Annotated in this window: 16 protein-coding genes; 3 read left to right on the top strand and 13 right to left on the bottom strand. The window is 59.6% G+C overall.

Annotated elements, in window-relative coordinates:
• Positions 1–84: 84 nt before the first annotated feature.
• The 6 genes from ACIQJ2_RS02545 to ACIQJ2_RS02570 form a co-directional block, all read right to left on the bottom strand.
• Complete coding sequence (locus tag ACIQJ2_RS02545; RefSeq protein ID WP_199145687.1) at positions 85–1,260, bottom strand: ABC transporter permease; 1,176 nt, start codon at positions 1,258–1,260, stop codon at positions 85–87.
• On the bottom strand, positions 1,257–2,255 hold the full coding sequence (locus ACIQJ2_RS02550; protein ID WP_199089098.1) for an ABC transporter permease: 999 nt from the start codon (positions 2,253–2,255) through the stop codon (positions 1,257–1,259). Before ACIQJ2_RS02550 ends, ACIQJ2_RS02545 begins: the two co-directional genes overlap by 4 nt.
• Positions 2,248–4,161, bottom strand: coding sequence for an ABC transporter substrate-binding protein (locus ACIQJ2_RS02555; RefSeq protein WP_400665982.1), 1,914 nt, complete (start codon positions 4,159–4,161; stop codon positions 2,248–2,250). The genes ACIQJ2_RS02550 and ACIQJ2_RS02555 overlap by 8 nt, the downstream gene beginning before the upstream one ends.
• Complete coding sequence (locus ACIQJ2_RS02560) at positions 4,158–6,068, bottom strand: ABC transporter ATP-binding protein (protein ID WP_400665980.1); 1,911 nt, start codon at positions 6,066–6,068, stop codon at positions 4,158–4,160. The genes ACIQJ2_RS02555 and ACIQJ2_RS02560 overlap by 4 nt, the downstream gene beginning before the upstream one ends.
• 159 nt (positions 6,069–6,227) lie before the next feature.
• Entirely contained in the window at positions 6,228–7,565 is a 1,338-nt protein-coding gene (locus ACIQJ2_RS02565; protein WP_199145682.1) for an adenylate/guanylate cyclase domain-containing protein, read from the bottom strand.
• Between the two features lie 370 nt (positions 7,566–7,935).
• Entirely contained in the window at positions 7,936–9,111 is a 1,176-nt protein-coding gene (locus ACIQJ2_RS02570) for a DUF3095 domain-containing protein (protein ID WP_400665978.1), read from the bottom strand.
• A gap of 255 nt (positions 9,112–9,366) precedes the next feature.
• Here ACIQJ2_RS02570 and ACIQJ2_RS02575 point away from each other — a divergent pair, with 255 nt between their 5' ends.
• On the top strand, positions 9,367–9,846 hold the full coding sequence (locus ACIQJ2_RS02575; RefSeq protein ID WP_400665976.1) for a class I SAM-dependent methyltransferase: 480 nt from the start codon (positions 9,367–9,369) through the stop codon (positions 9,844–9,846).
• A gap of 27 nt (positions 9,847–9,873) precedes the next feature.
• Here the strand turns inward: ACIQJ2_RS02575 and ACIQJ2_RS02580 are convergent, their stop codons facing one another.
• Positions 9,874–10,752 (bottom strand): FkbM family methyltransferase, encoded by an 879-nt coding sequence (locus ACIQJ2_RS02580; RefSeq protein WP_400665974.1) that lies wholly within the window; start codon positions 10,750–10,752, stop codon positions 9,874–9,876.
• A gap of 89 nt (positions 10,753–10,841) precedes the next feature.
• A complete protein-coding gene (locus ACIQJ2_RS02585) occupies positions 10,842–12,566 on the bottom strand; it encodes an adenylate/guanylate cyclase domain-containing protein (protein ID WP_400666821.1) in 1,725 nt (574 codons plus the stop codon).
• A gap of 200 nt (positions 12,567–12,766) precedes the next feature.
• Between ACIQJ2_RS02585 and ACIQJ2_RS02590 the strand changes: the two genes are divergently transcribed.
• Both ACIQJ2_RS02590 and ACIQJ2_RS02595 read left to right on the top strand, forming a co-directional pair.
• Complete coding sequence (locus tag ACIQJ2_RS02590) at positions 12,767–13,876, top strand: glycosyltransferase family 4 protein (RefSeq protein WP_400665972.1); 1,110 nt, start codon at positions 12,767–12,769, stop codon at positions 13,874–13,876.
• Positions 13,866–14,612 carry a polysaccharide deacetylase family protein gene (locus ACIQJ2_RS02595; protein ID WP_400665970.1) on the top strand — a complete coding sequence of 249 codons (747 nt, stop codon included), beginning with the start codon at positions 13,866–13,868 and terminating at the stop codon, positions 14,610–14,612. The genes ACIQJ2_RS02590 and ACIQJ2_RS02595 overlap by 11 nt, the downstream gene beginning before the upstream one ends.
• A 24-nt stretch (positions 14,613–14,636) precedes the next feature.
• Here the strand turns inward: ACIQJ2_RS02595 and ACIQJ2_RS02600 are convergent, their stop codons facing one another.
• From ACIQJ2_RS02600 to ACIQJ2_RS02620, 5 genes are all read right to left on the bottom strand, one after another.
• Positions 14,637–15,467, bottom strand: a complete 831-nt coding sequence (locus ACIQJ2_RS02600) for an MBL fold metallo-hydrolase (RefSeq protein ID WP_199145675.1) — start codon at positions 15,465–15,467, stop codon at positions 14,637–14,639.
• Positions 15,468–15,728: 261 nt separating this feature from the next.
• Positions 15,729–16,274 (bottom strand): winged helix DNA-binding protein, encoded by a 546-nt coding sequence (locus ACIQJ2_RS02605; RefSeq protein WP_400665968.1) that lies wholly within the window; start codon positions 16,272–16,274, stop codon positions 15,729–15,731.
• A gap of 68 nt (positions 16,275–16,342) precedes the next feature.
• Entirely contained in the window at positions 16,343–19,969 is a 3,627-nt protein-coding gene (locus tag ACIQJ2_RS02610) for a hydantoinase B/oxoprolinase family protein (protein ID WP_400666819.1), read from the bottom strand.
• A 137-nt stretch (positions 19,970–20,106) separates the two neighbouring features.
• Positions 20,107–20,499, bottom strand: coding sequence for a GFA family protein (locus tag ACIQJ2_RS02615; RefSeq protein ID WP_400665966.1), 393 nt, complete (start codon positions 20,497–20,499; stop codon positions 20,107–20,109).
• Between the two features lie 118 nt (positions 20,500–20,617).
• Positions 20,618–21,304, bottom strand: a complete 687-nt coding sequence (locus ACIQJ2_RS02620) for an alpha/beta hydrolase (protein WP_400665964.1) — start codon at positions 21,302–21,304, stop codon at positions 20,618–20,620.
• Positions 21,305–21,549 lie beyond the last annotated feature (245 nt).

A 21,549-nucleotide genomic window follows, 5' to 3' on the forward strand; every position in this document is an offset into this window, starting at 1 on the left:
ATGAAAGTCATGTACGCGGTCTGTCGGCAAACGACATCCGCGTCCGCTCCTCGAATTGCAATCCTGTCTTCGCCATTCACCCTGCTATTTGTAGGGATCGGCGGCATCGCGCAAGCCGTCTCCTAAAAAGTTGAACGCCAGAATGACCAAAATTACCGGGATCATCGGAAAAAGCAGCCATGGATAGAAGGCGATGACGCTGACGTTCCGGGCCTCGGTGAGCAGGATACCCCAGCTCGTGATAGGCGGCCGCAGGCCCAAGCCCAGGAAACTCAGGGCGGTTTCGCCGAGAATCATGCTCGGAATGGAGATCGTCGCCGCAGCGATCAAGTGTGACATGAAGCCCGGCACGAGGTGACGGCCGATGATGCGCCTAGTGGGGGCGCCCATCAGCTGCGCGGCAAGCACGAAGTCCTCTTCACGCAGAGACAGGAGCTTGGAGCGAACCGCGCGCGCTAGACCTGTCCAATCGAGGATGCCGAGGATGATGGTGATGCCGAAATAGACGATGATCGGGCTCCATGTCACCGGCATGATCGCCGCCAGCGCCATCCATAGAGGCAAGCTTGGCAGCGACTGAAGCACCTCGATGATCCGCTGGACGAGCAGGTCGAACAGGCCGCCGTGATAGCCGGCAAGGCCACCGATGATGATCCCCAGGATAAAGCTGATGGAAATGCCGATCAGCCCGATCGTCAGGGATATCCGCGCGCCGTAGATGATGCGCGACAGCACGTCGCGGCCAAGGCGGTCGGTTCCGAGCAGATACATCTGACCGCCGACGGCCGGACAGACCAGATGGAAATTTGAATCGACCAGTCCCCAGAACCGATAAGCATCGCCGCGGCAGAAGAAGCGGATCGGCTGCACGTCCGATGTATTGTCGGTATAGGTCCTGCGCAGCGTGTCGATGTCGAGCGTCATCTTTCGTCCATAGACGAACGGGCCGACAAAATTGCCTTTGTCAAAGAGATGGATCGGCTGCGGCGGCGAGTAGATCGAATCCACGTTGCGAGTATGCAGCCCATAGGGCGCCAGAAACTCGGCAATCAAGATCATCCCGTACAGCAACGCCAGGAAGATCCCTGATACGAGCGCGAGCTTGTGTTTCTTGAATTTCCACCACATCAGCTTCTTTTGAGAGGCCATGTAGTAGCGAGCCTGGCCGGCCGACATGGTTTCGAACTGATCTGGATTGAAATCCGCGCCGGAGACGTAGTGCTCCAGGGGCGCGCCGGGGCTTGGCAGGGATGCGCTCACTTTGTACTCCTGCCTTGCAAGCGGATGCGGGGATCGAGAAAGCCGAGCGCGATATCGGAAATCAGCACGCCGATCACGTTCAGGAAGGCCAGAAACATCAGGAAGGAGCCGGCAAGATACATGTCCTGGCTCTGCAAGGCCCTGATCAGCATCGGGCCAGTCGTTTCCAGAGACAGCACGATGGCGGTGATTTCGGCGCCGGAAATGATAGCGGGCAGGATCGACCCGATATCGGCGACGAAGAAATTCAGCGCCATACGCAACGGATACTTCAACAGCGCCCGGAGCGGATGCAGACCCTTGGCGCGCGCGGTGACCACATATTGCTTCTGCATCTCGTCAAGCAGATTGGCGCGCAGCCGGCGGATCATGCCAGCCGTGCCCGCCGTACCGACGATGATGACCGGAATCCAAAGATGATCGAGGATCGAGCGGGCCTTCTCCCAGCTCATCGGTTGCGACAGATACTTCTGATCCATCAGATGACCGACCGACACGCCGAACCACGTCTTTGCGAAATACATCAGGATCAGCGCAAGCATGAAATTGGGGATGGCTATTCCCAGCAATCCGAGAAAAGTGAGGCCGTAGTCGCCCCAGCTATATTGATGGGTGGCCGAATAAATGCCGATCGGGAAAGCGATCAGCCATGTCAACAGGATCGTCGTGACTGAAACGAGGACAGTGAACCACAGACGGTCGCCCACCACGTCCGAGACCGGCAGCTGATATTCGAAGGAATAACCGAAATCCCCGTGCAGCATGCCCCCGGCCCAGCGAAGGTACTGAATCGGCAATGGCTGATCGAGCCCGTACTCGTGACGAAGATTCTCCATATCCTGAAGGTTTGTAGTATCGCCTTGCGCGCGCAATTCGGCGAGCTGGCTTTCGAAGAAGTCGCCGGGCGGGAGCTGGATGATGGTGAAGACCAGCATGGAGATGATGATCAAGGTCGGGATCATCACCGTTATACGCCAGAGGATATACCTAAGCATTTCCGCGTTCCTCCTTCATCCAGAAGGTATCCGGCATGTGGATGCCGAGAAGACTGGTCGCGAAGCCAAAGAGAGCCTCTTTCGGCACGTTTTGCATTTTTGCGGAATGGACGATGGGCAGGAAAGTGGCGTTGATAAGCCCGATCGAGAAAACCTGGTCCGAGTATATTGCGAGCATCTTGTGCCAGATTTCGGCGCGCTCGAAGGAGGACGCCGCGTCCTCCCATTCGTTCAACAACTTGACCAACTCGGCGGCTTCCGGAAGATCGGGCGCAACCCCCTTCGTCTGGGCTGAGAGATAATACATGCCCCACAGAGGCCACTGCATCTGGTCGTTGGTGGTCGGCGCCAGCTCCGCCGGGTTCATATCCGCCGTCGGCACGCCGTTGTCGAGGCCGTACCACAGCGACATCAGAATGCGGCCGCCCATGGCGCGACTGCGGAAGATGTCGCGCTGGGAAACGCGCGGAAAAAGTGCGATGCCCACCTTGCGCCAGTGATCCGTGACCAGCTCCAGAACATCCGTGTCGAGCGTGCTTTCGCCCGGCGTTTCGACGGTGATTTCCATGCGCCGGCCATCAGGCAGCAGGCGGATACCGTCCTCGTCACGCTTGGAAAGACCCGCGGCATCGAGAAGCGCATTGGCTTGACCCGGATCGTGTGAAATCCAGGCCGATGCATATTCCGGCTTATAGAGCGGGCTGTCCGGCAGCACGGTATCGGCGCTCTCGGTCCCCAGGCCATAGAAGACCGCCATATTGATCTCGTGCCGATCGATTGCCAGCGACAGGGCGCGCCGCACCCGCGCATCGCGCAAGACATCCCGCCAAACCTGATCGGTGCTGTTCAGATTGGGAAACAACGCGACGCGCGACCCACGCACCGCCTTCCAGAGATTGACCTTGGTCGAATATCTCTGCTCCCCCTCTTTCAACAGCGTATAATCGTTGAAATCCAATCCGGTTGCCTGGAGATCGCTCTCGCCGACACTGGTCTTGAACGCGATGATCTGCGGAGAACTGATGTTGAGAAGCATCCGGTCGATATAGGGCAGCTGCCGGCCGTTTTCGTCGACACGATGGAAGTAAGGATTGCGCTCGAAAACGAACTGTTCTGCGGGCGGTGTCGTCGTGTTTCGCCAGGGGTCGAGCACCGGCAGATTGGGATTTTCCGGCCTGTAGGACCGCGCCATCTTGATGTGCAGATCCTGCCATTTCTTTACGCGCTTTTCCTGCATCAGCGACGAAAGCCGAATCTTGTCCTGATATTTCTTGTGGAACTGCTTCAGATAATGGCCGGGGCCGGCGATGACGAGCGGTTGCGCAGCAGCCAGGAGCGGCAGGAAATCGGGGTTGGGGGCGTCCCAGGAATATCGCACCGTCAGCTCGTCGAGCATCTCGAAACGGGGCAGGCTACCGTGCGGACGCAGCTCGAGCGCACCGCCGCCTGGTGTCAATTCCTTGTTGAGAATGACGTCTTCCCACCAGTAGCGGAAATCATTGGCCGTGAAAGGATGGCCATCCGACCATTTGTGTCCGTCGCGCAGCTTGAAGGTGAAGACCGTGTCGTCGACGGCGGAGAAGGATTCCAGAATATCGGGCTGCAGCGTCAGCGTGCTGTCATAGCCGACGAGACGGGCATAACCGTAAATCGTCATGAAGCGGATATCGTTCTGGCTGCCGATGATCATGCGCACGGAACCGCCATACTGGCCAGGTGTGCGGCCCATGCGGGCAACGTTGATGATGCGCGGGAATTTCGGCAGGCGCTTGGCGAGGTGCGGCATCTGGCCGGCCCTCAGCCAATCCGCATAATAGTCCGGCTCATTGTCGACATCCGCCGCGATAGCGACTTGAGGCAGGACCGTGGAGGCCAAAAGACCGAGGAAGGTACGCCGACGTATCATTTGCGCAGCTCCTGGGCATCGACGCCGAGACGGGCGCGAACGAAATGGCCACCGCCCAAATCGGCATAGGCAAGCTCCGCATCCCCGCTCTCCGAGAATTTAGGCCCCCACTTCTGCCGAGCTGCCGGCCCCTCGCTGTTCACGACCGAGAAGTCCAGCGGCCGATCGAGGTCGGGGAATGGCACGGCGGCCAGCAGGGAGCGGGTGTAGGGATGAACGGGATCGCGCAGAATGATTTCGCGCGGAGCCATTTCAACGATGCGACCGCGCGCCATGACGGCAATCCGGTCGGCCATATAATCGACTACGGCCAGATTGTGAGAGATGAACAGATAGGTCAGCCCGAGTTCCTTCTGCAGATCCTTGAGCAGGTTTAGAATCTGCGCCTGCACCGAGACATCGAGCGCCGAAACCGGCTCGTCGAGGATCAGCAGTTTCGGCCCGAGCGCCAGAGCGCGCGCTATGCCGATGCGCTGGCGTTGACCGCCGGAGAAGCTATGGGGATATCGGCTGAGATAGTGCTTATCGAGCCCGATCGCCTGCATGAGCGCCTTGACCTTCTCCTTGCGCTCGGCGCTATCGCCGTGCCCGTGGATCTCCAGGGGTTCGCTCAGGATATTGCGGACAGTCATACGCGGAGAAAGCGACGAAACGGGATCCTGAAAAACCATCTGGATTTTCGTGCGAAGATCCATCAATTCTTTGCCGTTCACGGCAAGTACATCGACCTTGCCGCTGCCGTCGTCAAAGCTGACCGAGCCGGCGTCGGCGCTGACCGCTCTCATGAGGATCTTGCTGACCGTCGTCTTGCCGCAACCGCTCTCGCCCACCAGTCCCAGACATTCGCCGCGGCGAATATCGAAGCTGACGTCGTCGACGGCGCGAAATTTCGTCCCGTCCTTGCGGCCGAATAGCCCTCCGGCCTTTGAAGCATAGGTCTTGGTCAGATTACGCACGCTGAGCAGGACTTCCGGCGCGGTATCGACCGGTGCCGCCGTACCGCTGCCGATCAGCTTTTTCTTGCCGGAGAAGGTGCCGAGATTGACGGGAACGTCGCGCAATGACTTCAAGCGCTCCCCCGGTTTCATGTCGAAATGCGGAACCGCCGCCATGAGCGCCTTCAGATAGCGGTGCTGCGGCTTGCGAAAGATCGTGTCGACCGGCCCCGCCTCCATGATCTCGCCGTGATAGATGACGACGACCTCATCGGCCATATTGGCAACGACGCCGAGATCATGGGTGATCAGAAGCATCGCCATGTTGAAGCTCTGCTGCAAATTGCGCAGCAACCCAAGGATCTGAGCCTGGATGGTGACATCGAGTGCCGTGGTCGGCTCGTCGGCAATCAGAAGCGCCGGGTTGCAGATGAGCGCCATGGCGATCATCGCACGCTGACGCATTCCGCCTGAGAGCTCGAAGGGATACATATCGAAGGTGTGGTAGGGATCCTGGAACCCGACGAGATTCAGCATCTCCTCCGTCTTCTCACGCTGTTCGGCCCTTCCGATACCGGGATTATGGATACGGAGCGCCTCGCTGATCTGATTGCCGACCGTGTGCAACGGCGACAGCGAGGTCATCGGTTCCTGAAAGATCTTGGCCATGCGCGCGCCGCGCAGCCGGCGCATGGCAATGCCGTCACGCGGCAATTGGAGAACGTCCGTCGTCTGGCCATTGAGCGGATCGGTAAACAGAATGCGCCCCGTTGCCTTTGCGGCAGCGGGAAGAATACCCATGATCGACTGGCTTATAATGGACTTTCCGGAGCCGGATTCACCGACCAGTGCCGTAACCTTGCCGGGAAGCACTCTCAAGCTGGCATTCTTGACGACGCTTAGCTTATCCCCATAGAGCGAGAACGAAACGTCGAGGTTCTCGATACGCAGCAGATCAGTCCCTGACGCCATACATATTACTTCCCACACACATGACCTTTGTGGCCTTATACGGCACACTAACGTAGGCCAGAACAGGTGTCTAGCTGGTCAAAGTAGTGGGAGCACTGTTAAAAAACTGTCGTCTTTCCAGTGATATATCGGTTTATGCTGGGCCTGGCGCAGCAACAGTCACGGGGCAAACTTTTCGACTTGAAGACGACCCTCGAACTTCTTGGCATCCCTGTGCAACAGAATGACCTGCTCGGCCTCCGATAGCCCATCCGTTTGGGTGTCATTGAACATCTCTGCTACACGGCTGGACGCTGTTGCGGTCTTCGGAGAGACGACGGTAAAGCGTTGGCGCACGCCCCGCAGCTTTTCCTCGCCGAGTGTTCCCCATTCGCAATCGGTATAGCCGGAGAATGCCTGGCTCGCGACGACCTCAGTCGCGTATTTCTTCGTCAGGGATTGCAAGCGCTCCACCTCGTTGACGGCAGCCCCGAAAGCCGAGAAGGTCAGCCGGTCCTTCAACCCGACATTACCGAACATGACGTTGCCGACATGCAGGCCAATCCCGTAGCGCACTTCGCTCAAGCTGCGTGAGCGGCGATCCTCGTTCAATGCGGTAACCCGACGCTGGGCCTCGAAGACGGCGGAAAGCGCCGCCTCGCAGGCGACCTTCGACGGATCCTTGTGCCGTCCGCAAGGATAAACGGCCAGAAATCCATCACCGAGGAAGCTCAATATTTCGCCGCCGTTGCGATTGAACGGTGCGGCGATCGCATCAAAGAATTCGTTCAACGTGTCAATGTAGGCCTGCCGCCCTTCCTTTTCGGCGTAGACGGTTGATTGGCGCATATCGCCCATGACGAGCGCCGCGCGGATCGTTTCCCCGTCGCCGCGACGGATCTGACCATTCAGCACGCGCTTGCCGGCGTCACCGCCAAGATAGGTGGTCAGCATATTGTTGGCGAGCCTTCCCAGAACCGCCATCTTGGCCGCCATGGCCAGGTGGTTCTGTATCCGCATCAGCGCGCCGATCATCTCCTCGCTGAAGCCACCGACACTATCGGTCGACCAGGATCCCATCATCCCCTGCACGGAACCGGCCCCGAAGGTCTGCACGAAGGCGAGGTAGTCGGTGACCTTCTCCTTGCGCAGATCGTCGAAAATCGGAAATTCCACCGCGCCATCCAGGTCTATCCGGCGGCGAAGATGCTGAAGATTATTGGACAGGAGGTAGTAATAGGGGCTCTGCATGAAGCGTTCCGGCCTTTCGTTGGCATGCCGGTAGCCTTCGATCGTCAATCCGCCTGCCCTTCGCCACGTAAAGCCGAGCGCGTCATAGAGCGGGTGCAGCATCGAAAAGGTCAGGTGAACCCGATTGAGCGGCATGCCTGTCGCAGCCATGCGCTCGCAGAACCCTCGAACGATGGTTTCCAGGTTTTCGCCGGTCAATGCCGCCTGGGTCAGCCACTCCGCAACCTTGTCGAGAAGAATATCGGAAACAGTCGAATGAGCAGTCATTATCCCCAAAGCCTATCTTTGCAATTATGGATACACCGCCGCGGCAATGCAGCAGCTGCCAAATCCCCGGATTACCCTCAGCGGCGCGTCCGGCCTCTCGGCCCGGTCGAATAAAACAGTCATGCGAGGCGGCATCGCTTTTCCCACAGATGGTGCCTGCCAACGCCAAAAAACGGCCGCACCTGTCGCCTGCCTCATCCAATCAAAATGCAGCAAAAGACAGCCGGCAAATCGTCGACTCTCGTTTTGTTCTCTTTCAGATAAGGCGCACATACCGCTGAAACAATGGGCAAAAAGCGGGTCAGGTCGATAAATTTCATTTGGCAGCAAATAGCCGGCAAAACGTCTTTCCGTTCCAAGCCCGGCGCGATCACGCCCCGGCGGCAAACTCCGGCGGCTTCTTGCCCCGCATCGCCATGGCAGCCATGGCGTATCCGCCGCTTGCGCCATCGATGAAATGCATGTGGTCACGCATCAGCGGCGTCGGCACGAAACATGTCATCAGCGCGCTGTCCTGCCGATGCAGACCATAACGACAGACGCCCTCGGCCTCGGCCTGGCGCAGACGCGCTTCGATGCGCGACAGACGTGCGGTATCGACGTCGATAGTCATCTTCAGGCCGTCGTCAAACTTGCGAAAATCCGAGTTGGCGGCAAGGTCGCTCCGATAGATCTTGGCGTCGAAGGCCGGCATGCGGAGCCCCAGCTTGTCGAGGATATAGACAAGGACGATCTGAGCCGCGATGGCAAGCTTGCGCCACCAGCGATCGGCCGTCGGCGCCTGTGCGCGCGCCTCCATCTCCGCCCCCTCGAAGATCAGCGACGGCGTCGGTCCTTCGACGGGAACCGGATGGCCATCGCGGCTCTCCTCACGGGAAATCGCGATGATGTCGGCGACGAGCAGCTGGAACTTCGCGCTGTTTCCAATGTCGCCCGGAACAGCGATGATGGAAACGATCTCGCCATTATGCGCCTTGATCGGGTTCCAGCGGCAGGACCGGCCCGTCAAGTCGGGTCGCGCCTGCGGGGCAGCCGCCTCGACGATGAAATGTCCCGCCTTCATCTGCTTTTCGGCCCAGCTTGTGCCTCCCCCGAAAAACATGGCGTAGGAAACATGATCGCTTGGGCTGAAGCGAGCGACCATGACGTCAAGACCCTCGCTGCGAATGGCCGACATCGGAACCAGAGCCGTTCGCAGCTCGAGCTGCAACTCCTCCGTAACCCAGGTCCGCACCGTGGCAAGCGCCTCTCGCACCCGTACCTCGCCCGATGGCGGGATGGCCACCAACGCACCGTCGCCGCCGAAGACGAAAGGATAGTCGCCCTTGTCCAGCGCGTTGAGGATGGCCGAAATCACGCTGGCGCCGGCCATATTGACGGATTTGTAGCGGCCGGCCGCTATTGCCTTTGTCGAGCTGACGATATCCGCAACGGCGATCAGCCAATCATCCGGAAGCGGCCGATAATTGGCACTGTCGGTCACACCCTCGAAACGGGTGAAAGCCGTCAGCCCGTGAAAGAAATCGTCGTTGGATGGCTCGACCATAACAGCTCCCCCTTTCATCAGTGCCGCAACATTCTATCCCTACAACAAACATCGCGAAAAGCCAGCGGGCGGTCGACCGACACGACCTGCCGTGCTACTCCGGGCGACGGAGGGCACTGGAACAGAGTGATTTTAGGTCCGTTCGCCCTAGAATCTGGATCCGCTCCAAAACCAAGGAAGTAAAGCATGATGTCGGCGGAAAACCGCTCAGACTTTTCGGCATCATGCTAAAACGCCAAGGATAAGACAGATACGATGAGCCGCCTGGATAGTTTCATTCGCCGCCTGAGCGCACAGCGCGATATTCTCAATGCCGTTGCCGAAGAGGTCCGAATGCTGGAGGGGCCCGTGCTTGAGCTCGGCCTGGGCAATGGGCGCACTTTCGATCATCTGCGCGAGCTTTTCCCGGATCGTCGCATCATCGCCTTCGATCGGGCTGCCAACGCCTACGGTCCTTCCATGCCTTCAGCCGACAATCTCGTTCTCGGTGAAATCAAGGATACCGCTAGAGGCTTCATCGGCGCAGAGGCGTCGCTTACCCATGCCGATATCGGCACAGGTTACGAAGACAAGGATGCGGTGACGCTCACCTGGCTGCCGCAGATCATGGCTGGCACGCTAAGATCGGGCGGCATTGCGATCAGCGGACTTCCACTCGACCATGCCGATCTCCAGCCCCTGCCGCTGCCTGACAGCGTCAAGGAAGGCCGTTATTTCATCTATCGGCGCAAATAGAGCGTTTCCACTGAAACTGCACAGCCGTCAACGCAAGAACAGGACGTCGAACTGCTCGCCCTCGGTCGGCAGGTCGGCCACCCTCATCGATTGCTCGCGATCCTCGAAAAAGGCGAGACATTCGCCATAGTGGCTGGCGAGTTCACCGACGAAGGCCTTGGCCTGTTCCTTGCCGTAAAATGCTGGCGTGAACTCCATGTAGAGCGGCACCTGGCGCGCCATCAGCGCCTGCATCGAACGACAGGCGACTGGCTCATATCCTTCGATGTCCATCCAGATCAGGCTGATATCGGTGGGGTCGACGGCTGCCTGCTCGAGAATGTCGGCAACCGGCCGAACGGGAACCGAAATCTTCTCGTCGCTTGCGTTCTGGCGCAAGGCGCTGCTTTTGCCGTGGTTCTTGTAATTGAGATAGAAATCGAGCTGCCCTTCCCGATCTCCGGCGGCGCAATTGACCGCAGTCACCATGGTCTCAAAGCCGTTATCGGCTATGTTGGCCGACAACAGCCGGAAATTACGTGGATCCGGCTCGACGCTGACAATGCGGCCATAGATGCCGCTCAGGGCAAAATAGCAGGTCTGCGTGCCGATATTGCCGCCGAGCTCGAGAAGAGCCGAACCTTTGCGCAAAAGGCCGCGTTCGCGAAGCACACTCAGCAATCGGTCGACATGATCGCGCTCGAAATGCCCCTTGCGAAAGACCTTGCGGCCGATGTAATCGGCCGGCGAAAAGCTCATGACATGATCGCCGCAGTCCACCGTCATGCTCTTCACGCGCGAACCGAGCGCGCTGACGAGAATATCGCGGCCGAGACGCGTATCGAACAGTCGCGTTGCGATCGCATCCCGCTTTCTACGGAAGACGCGTTTCCAGTATTTCTTGGTGAGGATCTTGCGGTCGAACATGGGCGCCATCCCTACACCAGCGCTTTCTCGTTGCAAACGGCGAACATCGCGCCGCCGGCAGCTTCGCCGACGCACCCCCGTTTGCAGCATCAAGCAAAGCGGCTGCTCGCCTCCTTCGAGACGATATAAACCCGCAAAGGCTCACCGCGACCTCGCACGGCGATCTCGCGGCTTTCGACGCCATCGACCTCGATTTCGGAAAGCCGGGCCACCGGCTCGGAAAAAACGAGCGCTGTGTTGTATTCCTTGGCGACACTTTCGAGACGGCTGGCAACGTTGACGGTATCGCCGATCGCAGTGACGTTCTTGACGCTGCCATATCCCATCGAGCCGACCACCGCCAAACCGGTGTGGAGACCGATCGCGATTTCGAGCGGCGAGCTTAGCTCGTCTGCCAATTCCGCGCTGAGCTTGTCGATTTCCCGAATGATAGCGGCAGCGGCTTTCAGTGCCTGCCGATTCGCTTCCTTGGGCGTGGTACGAAGGCCGAACAGGGCCATGGCGCCATCGCCGATGAACTTGTCCATTCGCCCGCCATTTTCCTCGACTATCCGCCCGACAAGCGCAAAATAACGGTTGAGCAGGAAAACGATGTCGAACGGCAGACGCGATTCCGTCAACGCGGTAAAATGGCGAAGATCGCAGAAGAACACGACGATCTCGCGTTCGCGGCCTGGGCTGGCCGCCTGCGTGTAGACTGGGATCGTCGCTTCGGCCATCGGTGTGAGCAGCGGCACGACGCTGACGTTTCCGGTGGGCCGCAGTTGGCAGGCCAACCGCACATCCGGCGTGGCGCCGATGCGGTTCAGCGTCTTCTGCTCCAGAGCTTCCGGCGGCGGCAGATTTTCCGCACCGTCGATAATCTGCACACGACAGGTCGAACATTGTCCCTTGCCGCCACAGACGGAGTAATGCGGGATGCCGCCGAGACGGCTTGCCTCCAGCACGCTAAAGCCACGCGGCGCATGCACGACTTCGCCGCCGGCATAGCGGATCGCGACCTGATGCTGACGCTCGTGCAATCGGCGACGCGCGCGGAAAGCGAAGAGACCGGCGATCGACAGGCTGAAAGCGCCATAAAATCCAGCGCGGTACGGCCAGAGCGTGTCGGCCATCTGGCTACCGGGCACCGAACCCGTCTCACCGAAACTTCTCAAGTCGCTGTAATAGCCACCCGGATAGCCGCGTTCGTCCTCCTGGGCGGCCTCATGCGTGACGACCTTGCCCATCGCCGCAAAGCCAAGCAGGGCAAGAATCGGAAGGACGATGGCGAAAGATAGCAGGACGGGCGCGATCGCGGTGTACCAGGGGCGAAAGCGCAGCCAGAAATGCACGCCGATACAGCCGTGAATCCAGACGATGACCAGCAGGATGGATTGGCGCACGCCGCTGGTGGGCGATGTCAGCCACAATGTTCGGACTATGGCCTTGTAGGTGTCGTGATAACCGTAGACCACATGCACGACGCGCGTGGCGACGATGTGGTCGATCAAAAGGAGCGGCACCAGAAGGCCGGTGACGATCTGGAACGCCTCGCCTGGCGGCATGACCAGCGTTCGACGTATGTAGAGAAGCCGCAGCACCAGCAGAATATGGACGACCAGCGCGCCATAGAGGAACACCGTGCCGATGGGATTGCGCCATACTGCCATGAACCAATGCTGCGCGCGCTCGGCCATGCTGAGGGATATGAGCCCGAGGGAATGATTGGCCAGATGCATGATCACGAAAGAAAAAACGACCAAGCCTGAGCCAAGGCGGAATTTCCGCACGAGACGATCGGAAATGATTGGCTTTCTTGCCTCGATAGTCATCAAACCCAATGTATATTGTCCGTTCACAACAGAAGCGAAAACGGTTATCGCCTATTCATCTAGCCGCAACGCCGCATGCTGTCGAGGATGCGGCCTTTTGAAGCAGGGACCTTATTGTCACGCAACCGGTCGGAATTCGGGCAATCCTCTCACAATTCGGGCTTCTACCATCACTTAATCGTCAACCCTATGCCGGCACAATGAATATTGCTTTCTACGCTCCGCTGAAGCCGCCCAGCCACCCCGTACCCTCGGGCGACAGGCTGATGGCCCGGCAGATCATGGAAGCCCTGCGCATGGGAGGGCACCGGGTCGAGGTGGCCTGCGAACTGCGGAGCTTCACACCAACCCCCGAAGCGGAGTTGCGCGAGGCAATCGCCCGGCAAGCCAGGGATGAAACCTCGCTTCTGCTTGCTGCATGGCAAAGCGAGCCGCCACCCGACCTATGGTTCACCTATCATCCATATTACAAGACACCCGATCTCATCGGTCCGCCGATCGCCCGGCAGCTCGGCATTCCCTATGTCACGGCCGAGGCCTCCTACTCCCGACGCCAGGATGACAACGGCTGGGCTGACAACCAGCGCCTCATCGCAGATGCCGTCCGGTCGGCGACGGTCAATCTGTGCTTTACCGAGCGGGACCGCATCGGACTTGCCGAGGCAATACCGGATGGCCGCTACGAGCGCTTCCCACCCTTTGTCGATGCCGCCAAGTTTGAACGTTCGGCCTCGGCCCCTGGCCCAGGTCCAACGCGGCTGATCACTGTCGCCATGCTTCGAAAAGGCGACAAATTCGACAGCTACGTCATGCTTGCCAAGGCACTCGACCTTATTCGCGATCGGGATTGGACCCTCACCATCATCGGTGACGGGCCAATGCGAGCCGATGTGCGATCGCTGTTCTCAATCTTTCGTGACGAACGCGTTGTCTGGCGCGGCGAACGCCCGACGTCGGAGATTGCAGCAGAACTTGCTTCGGCCGACCTCTACGTCTGGCCCGGCTGCAACGAGGCCTATGGCCTTGCCTATCTGGAGGCACAGGCAGCGGGCCTACCCGTCGTCGCGCAGGCCACGGCAGGGGTGCCCGAGGTGGTGATGGCTGGTAGGACCGGACTGCTAACGCCGGAGGGCAATATCGAAGCCTATGCCGATGCCGTCGCCAAACTTCTGGACGATCGGAACAAGCGGCAGATCATGGCGGACGCGGCCTACACCTTCGTTCACCGGGAACGTTCCTTGATCGCCGCGTCAAAACAGCTTGAAACCATTCTTCGAAAGCATCTGGGAGATACCTATTATGAGCGATAGAGCCGAATGGCAGCCCTTGCGCGACGAACTGCGCCGCTGGAAAGACGCCGGACGCAAGGCGAAACTCTGGTTCCGAGACGACGACGCCATCGAGCCGACCCCGGCCCTCGACCGGCTGCTCTCGCTTTCCGATCGCTTCGAGGTGCCGATGGCGCTTGCGATCATTCCTGGCCCCACCGGCGAACCGTTGGCCGAACGATTGGCGCGAGAAAACCGGATCACCGCCACAGTCCATGGCTGGACGCATCGGAATTATGCGCCCGACGACACCAAAAAGCAGGAACTCGGCCTGCATCGCCCCGAAGATGTCGTGCTAGGTGAGCTGCATCGCGGGTTCGACAAGTTGAAGGTGCTTTATCCACATCAGTTCGTACCTTTGCTAGTGCCGCCGTGGAACCGGATCGACGATGCATTGTTGCCGCATCTCGCTCCCTTCGGCTATCGCGCCGTCTCCGTCTTCGGATTGGCAAAGCAGGGGCCAATCGGCCTGATCAACACCCATATCGATATCATGAGGTGGCATGGTGCGCGGGGTGGCCTGCCGCACGCAGAAATAATCCAACGCGTTGTCGAGGAGTTGCAGAACCGTTTTGACGGCAATGAGGAGCCGATCGGCGTGATGACGCATCATCTCGTGCATGACGATCTGGCGTGGAGTTTCATCGAAACCCTGTTCGAAGAGACTGCCGGCCATGCCGCCATCGAGTGGCGGCCGGTCGGCGACTTCGTGCACTAAATGCTCTCGGTTGTCGCTGCAGGCCTAGAGCTGCAGCGACTGCCCGTCAAAGGCGAAGAACGCTTCCGGGAAGCTCTTCTGCGCATCGCGCTGCATTTCATCCAGCTCGCTGTCAGTACGGCCGGGCGCGTGATGGAACAGCGCGAGCCGCTTGGCGCCGGCCTTCTTGGCAAGCTTGATGCCCTGGTTCCATGTGGAGTGACCGAAACCCAGATATTTCGGCATCTCCGGTTCGATGTAGGTCGCGTCATATATCGCAAGGTCGGCATCGGCCATCAGCGCGAGCGCGGCTTCATCGAGCTCGCCGTCGGTATGCTCGGTATCGTAGACCATCGCTATCACCCTGCCCGACCACTCGATGCGATAGCCGATACAACCACCTGGATGATTGAGGCGGGTCGTGTGCATGACGATGCCTGGATGTGGTTTCAGCGTATCGCCCGCAGCAAAATCGCGAAAATTCATGGTGGCGCGACAGATATCCGGTTCGACCGGAAACCATGGCGGCCGCATGAACTGGCCGATCAGCTGCCGCGTCGTCGTTTTGCCGGCGAGATGGCCGGACCACAGATCGACGCTGACGCGCGGATCATAGATGGCGTTGAAGAAAGGCAAGCCGATAATGTGGTCGTAGTGCGAATGCGTGAAGAAGAGATCGATGTTGCGGACCCCTTCCTTTGCAAGGGATGCGGCCGCTTCGCGCAAACCGGTCCCGGCGTCGAATATGATATGCCTACCGGCGTGTCTTAACTCGATGCACGACGTATTGCCGCCGTACCGCTCAAATTCCGGTCCCGATACGGGGATGCTCCCCCGAACGCCCCAAAATTTAAGCTCGAAACTATCGTTGTTCATAGAAGTTTTTACACCATTCCCCTTTCGGTCAAAAAAAGCACACTTTTGCCATCATGCGAAGCCAGCATTTTTCAAAAGTCGTGCGAAGGTGAAAACGGGATCTCATCGCTCGGTCGACGCGGGCCATTAAGCGAGTACCCGCAAACCCGCCGCACAAATCTAATATAGGTATGAAAAGACAAAATAGATAAGGCCCGCCGAATCTCTCATTCGGCCCGGCTTTGCGGGCGCACATTCGCGGGCGGAGCCGATAGGATAGGCTTACAATGTAGCGGCCGATCGCGCGGCCTGCTCGTAGTAGCCGGATAATGTCCTGAGATGCGAGGCAATATCGGAAAGGCCACCCTGCGACAGGCCGGAGACTTTAGTGGCTTCCACCAGCAGGCGCTCGCGGATTTCAGTATAGCGCTTCAGCGCATCAAGGCCCTTGTCGGTCACTCGGATCGTCTTTTCCTTGCCAGCCTTGCCGCTTTTGACAAGACCGGCAGCCTCGAGCTTCTTGATGGCATAGTTGGCGACATGGGTGTCTTCGATATCGAGCACGAGGCAGAGATCGGCAAGCGTCTTTGGCCGGTCGCGGTGTCGCACCGAATGAATGATCAGGATCTCCACCGGAGAAAGGCCGGGCACGCCGGCCGCTGCCATGCAACGCACAAGCCAACGATTGAAGGCGTGGGAAAAGAGGATCGACCCATATTCGAGCTCGGACAAGGCCGGCGAGCTGCCATCCGCCAGATGGGCCGACGAGACGATCAAATCGCGTGGTCTACTCATTTCCTCGGACGTCACCTGAAACCTCCTTCGCATCGGATCAAGACACCTGCAGCTTGCCGAAGCCCGACGACGCCGGGCCGCCGGGTTTCACCATAGCGTTCCTATTCGTCCCGCTTTCCGTAGCCGCCGCCGGTCGGGGTCACGACAGTAAAGGCTTCGCCCGCCTCGAGTACGGTATGGGCCGAGCCGATCAGTTCATCGATCTTGCCGTCATTTCGGCGGACGTAGTTGCGGCCCGTCTGGCCGGCTTCTCCACCCTTGATGCCGAAGGGCGCCACACGCCGATGGCCGGACAGGATGGCGAATTCCAGCTTTTCGCGGGTGCGGATCGTACGTTGCGTGCCGTTGCCCGAGTTCCACTTGCCCCGCCCGCCGGAATTCGATCGAATGTGGAAATCCTCAAGAACGACAGGGAAACGCGTCTCGAGAATCTCAGGGTCGGTCAGGCGCGAATTGGTCATATGCGTATGTACCGCATCGGCGCCATTGAAGCCTGGGCCGGCCGGTGCACCGGAGCAGATCGTCTCGTAGTACTGATAGGCATCATTGCCGAAGGTCAGATTGTTCATGGTGCCTTGCGCGGCGGCGAGCGCCTCGACCGCGCCGAACAAGCAGTTGGTCACGGCCTGGCTGACCTCGACATTGCCGGCAACTACGGCCGCCGGATATTTCGGCGTCAGCATCGTGCCTTCGGGGATGACAATCCGGATCGGCCTCAGGCAGCCGGCGTTCATCGGAATATCCGCTTCGACGAGAACGCGGAAGACATAGAGCACGGCCGCGCGCGTTACGGGTTGCGGTGCGTTGAAATTATCCGGGCGCTGTTCCGAAGTGCCGGTGAAGTCCACCGTCGCTTCGCGCTTGTCCTTGTCGATCGAAATCTTGACGACGATCTTGCAGCCCTGATCCATTTCATAGCTGAACTCGCCATCCGACAGACGATCGAGAACGCGGCGCACGCTTTCCGCGGCGTTGTCCTGAACGTGGCCCATATAGGCGTCGACCACGTCTTCGCCGAAGAGCCCGATCATCTTCTTCAGCTCTGTGACGCCCTTTTCGTTGGCGGCGACCTGGGCCTTGAGATCATTGATGTTCTGCGCGAGCGTGCGCACCGGATAGCGCGCACCCGTCAGCAGCTTGGTAAGCTCTGCTTCACAGAAGCGGCCTCGGTCGAGCAGCTTGAAATTGTCGATATAGACGCCTTCCTCCTCGATATGCGTGGCGAGCGGCGACATCGATCCCGGCGAAATCCCGCCAATATCGGCGTGATGTCCGCGGCTGGCGACCCAGAAGCGTATCGTCTTGCCGGCATCGTCGAAGACGGGGGTGCAGACCGTGAGATCCGGCAGGTGCGTACCGCCGTTATAGGGCGCATTGATGAGGAAGACGTCGCCCGGATGGATGACGGCGTTTTCCCGGATGGCGGTCGCCACGGACGCATCCATCGAGCCCAGATGAACCGGCATATGCGGCGCGTTCGCAACCAGATTGCCCTCGGCGTCGAAGACGGCGCAGGAGAAGTCCAGCCGCTCCTTGATGTTGACCGAATAGGCGGTGTTCTGCAGCGTCATGCCCATCTGCTCGGCGATCGACATGAAGAGATTGTTGAAAATCTCCAGCATGACAGGATCGGCCTTGGTGCCGATGGCATTGCGCTCCGGCAGTGCCTTGATGCGCGTGAGAACGATATGATCCCTATGCGTCAGCTGCGCCTGCCAGCCATCCTCGATGACGATTGTCTGGTTGGGCTCGATGATGATGGCCGGGCCGGTTACCGTCTGGCCGGGCTTGATCGCCTGTCGGAGAACAACGGCCGCATCGCGGCTCTCGCCGCCCGAATAGAAAGCGGTACGCTTCGCAGCCTGCGCCTCGCCCTCGGCTGAGGCCTCCAGCTCGATTGCGATATCGGCAGCTGCGCCACCGATCGTTTCGATCTCCACTGCCTCGACCACCAAGGGCTTGTCTTCAGCAACAAAGCCGAAACGGCGCTTGTGCAGCGTCTCGAACTGGCTGCGCAGCCGTGCCGGAGTGTCCGCTTCCGGGAAGGTCGTCTCCACCGCCAGCAGGGTATCCGTGCCGGCATAGCGGATATGGGCGCGCTGGACCGTCTTGATCTCGTTCGTTGCGACACCCTGCGTTTCCAGCTCGGGCACGCATTCGCGGCGCAATTCGTTGCCAAGGCCCGCAATGGCGGCGGGCGCTGCATCATCAAGAGCGACACCGAGCGCCTTCTGGCGCGTCGCCCTGATGTCGGCAAGCCCCATGCCATAGGCGGAAAGAAGGCCGGACATAGGATGCAGAAGGATGCTCTTCATGCCGAGCGCGTCGGCAACCAGGCAGGCGTGCTGGCCGCCAGCGCCGCCGAAGCAGTTCAGCGCATAGCGCGTCACGTCATAGCCGCGCTGCACCGAGATCTTCTTGATCGCCTCGACCATATTGGCGACGGCGATGCGGATGAAGCCATCGGCAACATCTTCCGGGCTGCGACCATCGCCGATTTCGGCTGCGAGCGCCGCGAATTTGCCACGCACCGCCTCGACGTCGAGCGGCTGATCCTGGTTTGGCCCGAAAATGGAGGGGAAGAATTCCGGCAGCAGCTTGCCAGCCATAACATTCGCGTCGGTAACGGCCAAAGGGCCGCCATTGCGATAGCAAGCCGGACCTGGGAAAGCGCCTGCCGAATCCGGGCCGACGCGGAAGCGATCGCCATCGAAATGCAGGATCGAGCCGCCGCCCGCTGCCACGGTATGGATCAGCATCATCGGCGCGCGAACGCGCACGCCGGCCACTTCCGTTTCAAAAGCGCGCTCATATTCGCCGTCGAAATGCGCGACGTCCGTCGAGGTGCCGCCCATGTCGAAGCCGATGACACTGGCAAAGCCGGCTTGTTCGCCGGTCTTCGCAAGACCGACCACGCCGCCGGCCGGTCCGGAAAGGATGGCGTCCTTGCCCTGAAACATGTCGGCGGCCGTCAATCCGCCCGACGACATCATGAACATGACGCGCGCGCCGGTGCGCTCGACATCAAGCTCGTCGCAGACCTGGCCGATATAGCGGCCGAGCACCGGCGAGAGATAGGCGTCGATGACGGCTGTATCGCCGCGACCGACGAGCTTGATCAGCGGCGAGACCTCGTGGCTGACAGAGACCTGCTCGAAGCCGATGGACCTTGCGATTTTAGCAACAGCGGCCTCATGAGCGGGAAACTTGTAAGCATGCATGAAGACGATGGCGACGGAGCGGTAACCATTGGCGAGAAGGTCGCGCAGTGCCGCTTCGGCTGCTGTTTCGTCCAGAGCCAGCTCGACAGTGCCGTCGGCCAGCACACGTTCCTCGATCTCGACGACATCTTCATAAAGCGCTTCCGGCTTGACGATCTCGGTCGCGAAGATCTTCTTGCGCTCCTGATAACCGATACGCAGAGCGTCGCGGAAGCCCTTCGTCGTCACCAGCGCAAGGCGCTCGCCCTTGCGCTCGAGCAGCGCATTGGTGGCGACCGTGGTGCCCATGCGGACCTCACCGATCGCCCCCTCGGGAACCGGATCGCCCTTGCCGAGACCGAGATGGAGACGGATGCCATGAACGGCGGCATCGCGATAGGCCTCCGGATTTTCCGAGAGGACCTTGCGCGCGTGGAGAGCACCAGACGGATCCCGCCCGACGACGTCGGTGAAAGTACCGCCGCGATCGATCCAGAAATCCCAACGACCCGAAGTGTTCTCCGACAAACCCGCCTCCAGCAGAATGACGCCAATAACAATGAGAATATATCGATAAATCGTCAACGTTTTGTCGTCAATATGATTTCCCGACGTCGGACACCGTCGACAGCTTTTGTCGGTATAATCCTTTGTCCGAGTGCGCCCTAATCCTCCGAGCGGCCCGCCGCCTCACGATCGCGCTCATATCGCCTCGCGAGCGGAAACGCCGGCAGCCACGCTTCCCGGCGAATGGTCCAGAGCTCGTAGGTCGGCATCAGCCGATCCGGAGCATCGAGCGACCCGAGATTGATTTCGATTTCATCTGCGCTTCGTGAAAAGACGGACGAGCCGCAATGAGGACAGAAGAACCGGCCGGCATAGTTGCGCGTCTCGCCTTCGATCGCCACAGCATCTTGAGAGAATATCGCGGACGCGTGAAACAGCGCGCCGTGAAACTTGCGGCAATCGAGACAATGACAAATGCCCACTCGATATGGGCGCCCCGACGCTACAAATCTCACTTTGCCGCATAGGCAACCACCGGTGTACCGGTCCATGTCGCACCCCTTTTTAAATCGAGCAGGCGGAACTCTCGTGATAAGCGGAGCGGACACCGCAATTGCCCATGCAGCGCATCGCACCATTCCGGAACCGCGCTGCCATGTGGAATTCACATCAGCTTTTGGCAGCCTCGACAATCAAAGCGGCGATCTCGCCCGGGTGTGAAGCAAGGGAGGCATGGCTTGCATCCAGCTCGATCTGCTTCACCGGGTTCATGCGCGCCGCCATCATCCTTTCGTTGTCCGGATGGATCATCCGATCGGCCTTGGAAACCTGATAGTAGCTTGGTTTTTTCTTCCAGGCGGGAGCAGACACGACGTCGCCGAACGTGCTGCCAAGCGGCGCCTTCTGGCTTACGGCCATGACGAGCGCCTCGTCTGCCGTCAGATCCTGGCAAAAGCTCTCGTGAAACTTGTCCGGCTTGATCCAAAGATAGCCGTCGCTATCGGGCGCAATGTTCTCGAAGGCGGCCGGCGGTTTTGCCTGGCTTATACCACCGGCACTCTCTCCGGCGTCGGGTGCGAATGCGGCCACATAGACCAAGGCTTTCACATTCGGCAGATCGCCGGCCTCGGTGATGACTTTGCCCCCGTAGGAATGGCCGACAAGAACGACCGGCCCGGCTATTTGCTTGACCATCTTGCGAGTGCGCTCGGCATCATCGGCAAGCGATGTCAGCGGGTTTTCGACCGCGTGCAAATTGCCATAGCCAAGCCGATTGAGTTCGAGGATCGCTTTCGACCAATGGGCCGCCCCGCCCCAGAAGCCATGAACCAATACGATTGCAGGTTTGTCAGGCATCTCTTCCTCCAACGATGTAAGGATAAGTTTTCCCCGAAAACGCTTTGCGCTTCAGGCCCTCGACTTTGCATGTGTGGTCATCGCAAGCAGCCACACTGACATGTACGACATGTTTCCAGCCGGCAACGATCCAGGCTGCGCCATATGCCTTCCCGTTGCGATCCGGAAAGGAACGATAGGCACCGGCCTGCAACAGCGTCAACCTGTTTGTGAATAGCCGCGTTTCGGACGCCTCTCCGCGAGGC

This window comes from Rhizobium sp. NPDC092011 (assembly GCF_044756305.1).
GTDB lineage: Bacteria > Pseudomonadota > Alphaproteobacteria > Rhizobiales > Rhizobiaceae > Rhizobium.

What these genes read in the sequence shown, in the direction of transcription:
- ACIQJ2_RS02555 (WP_400665982.1), bottom strand. Translation starts at nt 4,161, where the DNA reads ATGATACGTCGGCGTACCTTCCTCGGTCTTTTGGCCTCCACGGTCCTG.
- ACIQJ2_RS02565 (WP_199145682.1), bottom strand. Translation starts at nt 7,565, where the DNA reads ATGACTGCTCATTCGACTGTTTCCGATATTCTTCTCGACAAGGTTGCG.
- ACIQJ2_RS02560 (WP_400665980.1), bottom strand. Translation starts at nt 6,068, where the DNA reads ATGGCGTCAGGGACTGATCTGCTGCGTATCGAGAACCTCGACGTTTCG.
- ACIQJ2_RS02580 (WP_400665974.1), bottom strand. Translation starts at nt 10,752, where the DNA reads ATGTTCGACCGCAAGATCCTCACCAAGAAATACTGGAAACGCGTCTTC.
- ACIQJ2_RS02550 (WP_199089098.1), bottom strand. Translation starts at nt 2,255, where the DNA reads ATGCTTAGGTATATCCTCTGGCGTATAACGGTGATGATCCCGACCTTG.
- ACIQJ2_RS02590 (WP_400665972.1), top strand. Translation starts at nt 12,767, where the DNA reads ATGAATATTGCTTTCTACGCTCCGCTGAAGCCGCCCAGCCACCCCGTA.
- ACIQJ2_RS02600 (WP_199145675.1), bottom strand. Translation starts at nt 15,467, where the DNA reads ATGAACAACGATAGTTTCGAGCTTAAATTTTGGGGCGTTCGGGGGAGC.
- ACIQJ2_RS02570 (WP_400665978.1), bottom strand. Translation starts at nt 9,111, where the DNA reads ATGGTCGAGCCATCCAACGACGATTTCTTTCACGGGCTGACGGCTTTC.
- ACIQJ2_RS02575 (WP_400665976.1), top strand. Translation starts at nt 9,367, where the DNA reads ATGAGCCGCCTGGATAGTTTCATTCGCCGCCTGAGCGCACAGCGCGAT.
- ACIQJ2_RS02620 (WP_400665964.1), bottom strand. Translation starts at nt 21,304, where the DNA reads ATGCCTGACAAACCTGCAATCGTATTGGTTCATGGCTTCTGGGGCGGG.
- ACIQJ2_RS02605 (WP_400665968.1), bottom strand. Translation starts at nt 16,274, where the DNA reads ATGCGAAGGAGGTTTCAGGTGACGTCCGAGGAAATGAGTAGACCACGC.
- ACIQJ2_RS02595 (WP_400665970.1), top strand. Translation starts at nt 13,866, where the DNA reads ATGAGCGATAGAGCCGAATGGCAGCCCTTGCGCGACGAACTGCGCCGC.
- ACIQJ2_RS02615 (WP_400665966.1), bottom strand. Translation starts at nt 20,499, where the DNA reads ATGGACCGGTACACCGGTGGTTGCCTATGCGGCAAAGTGAGATTTGTA.
- ACIQJ2_RS02585 (WP_400666821.1), bottom strand. Translation starts at nt 12,566, where the DNA reads ATGACTATCGAGGCAAGAAAGCCAATCATTTCCGATCGTCTCGTGCGG.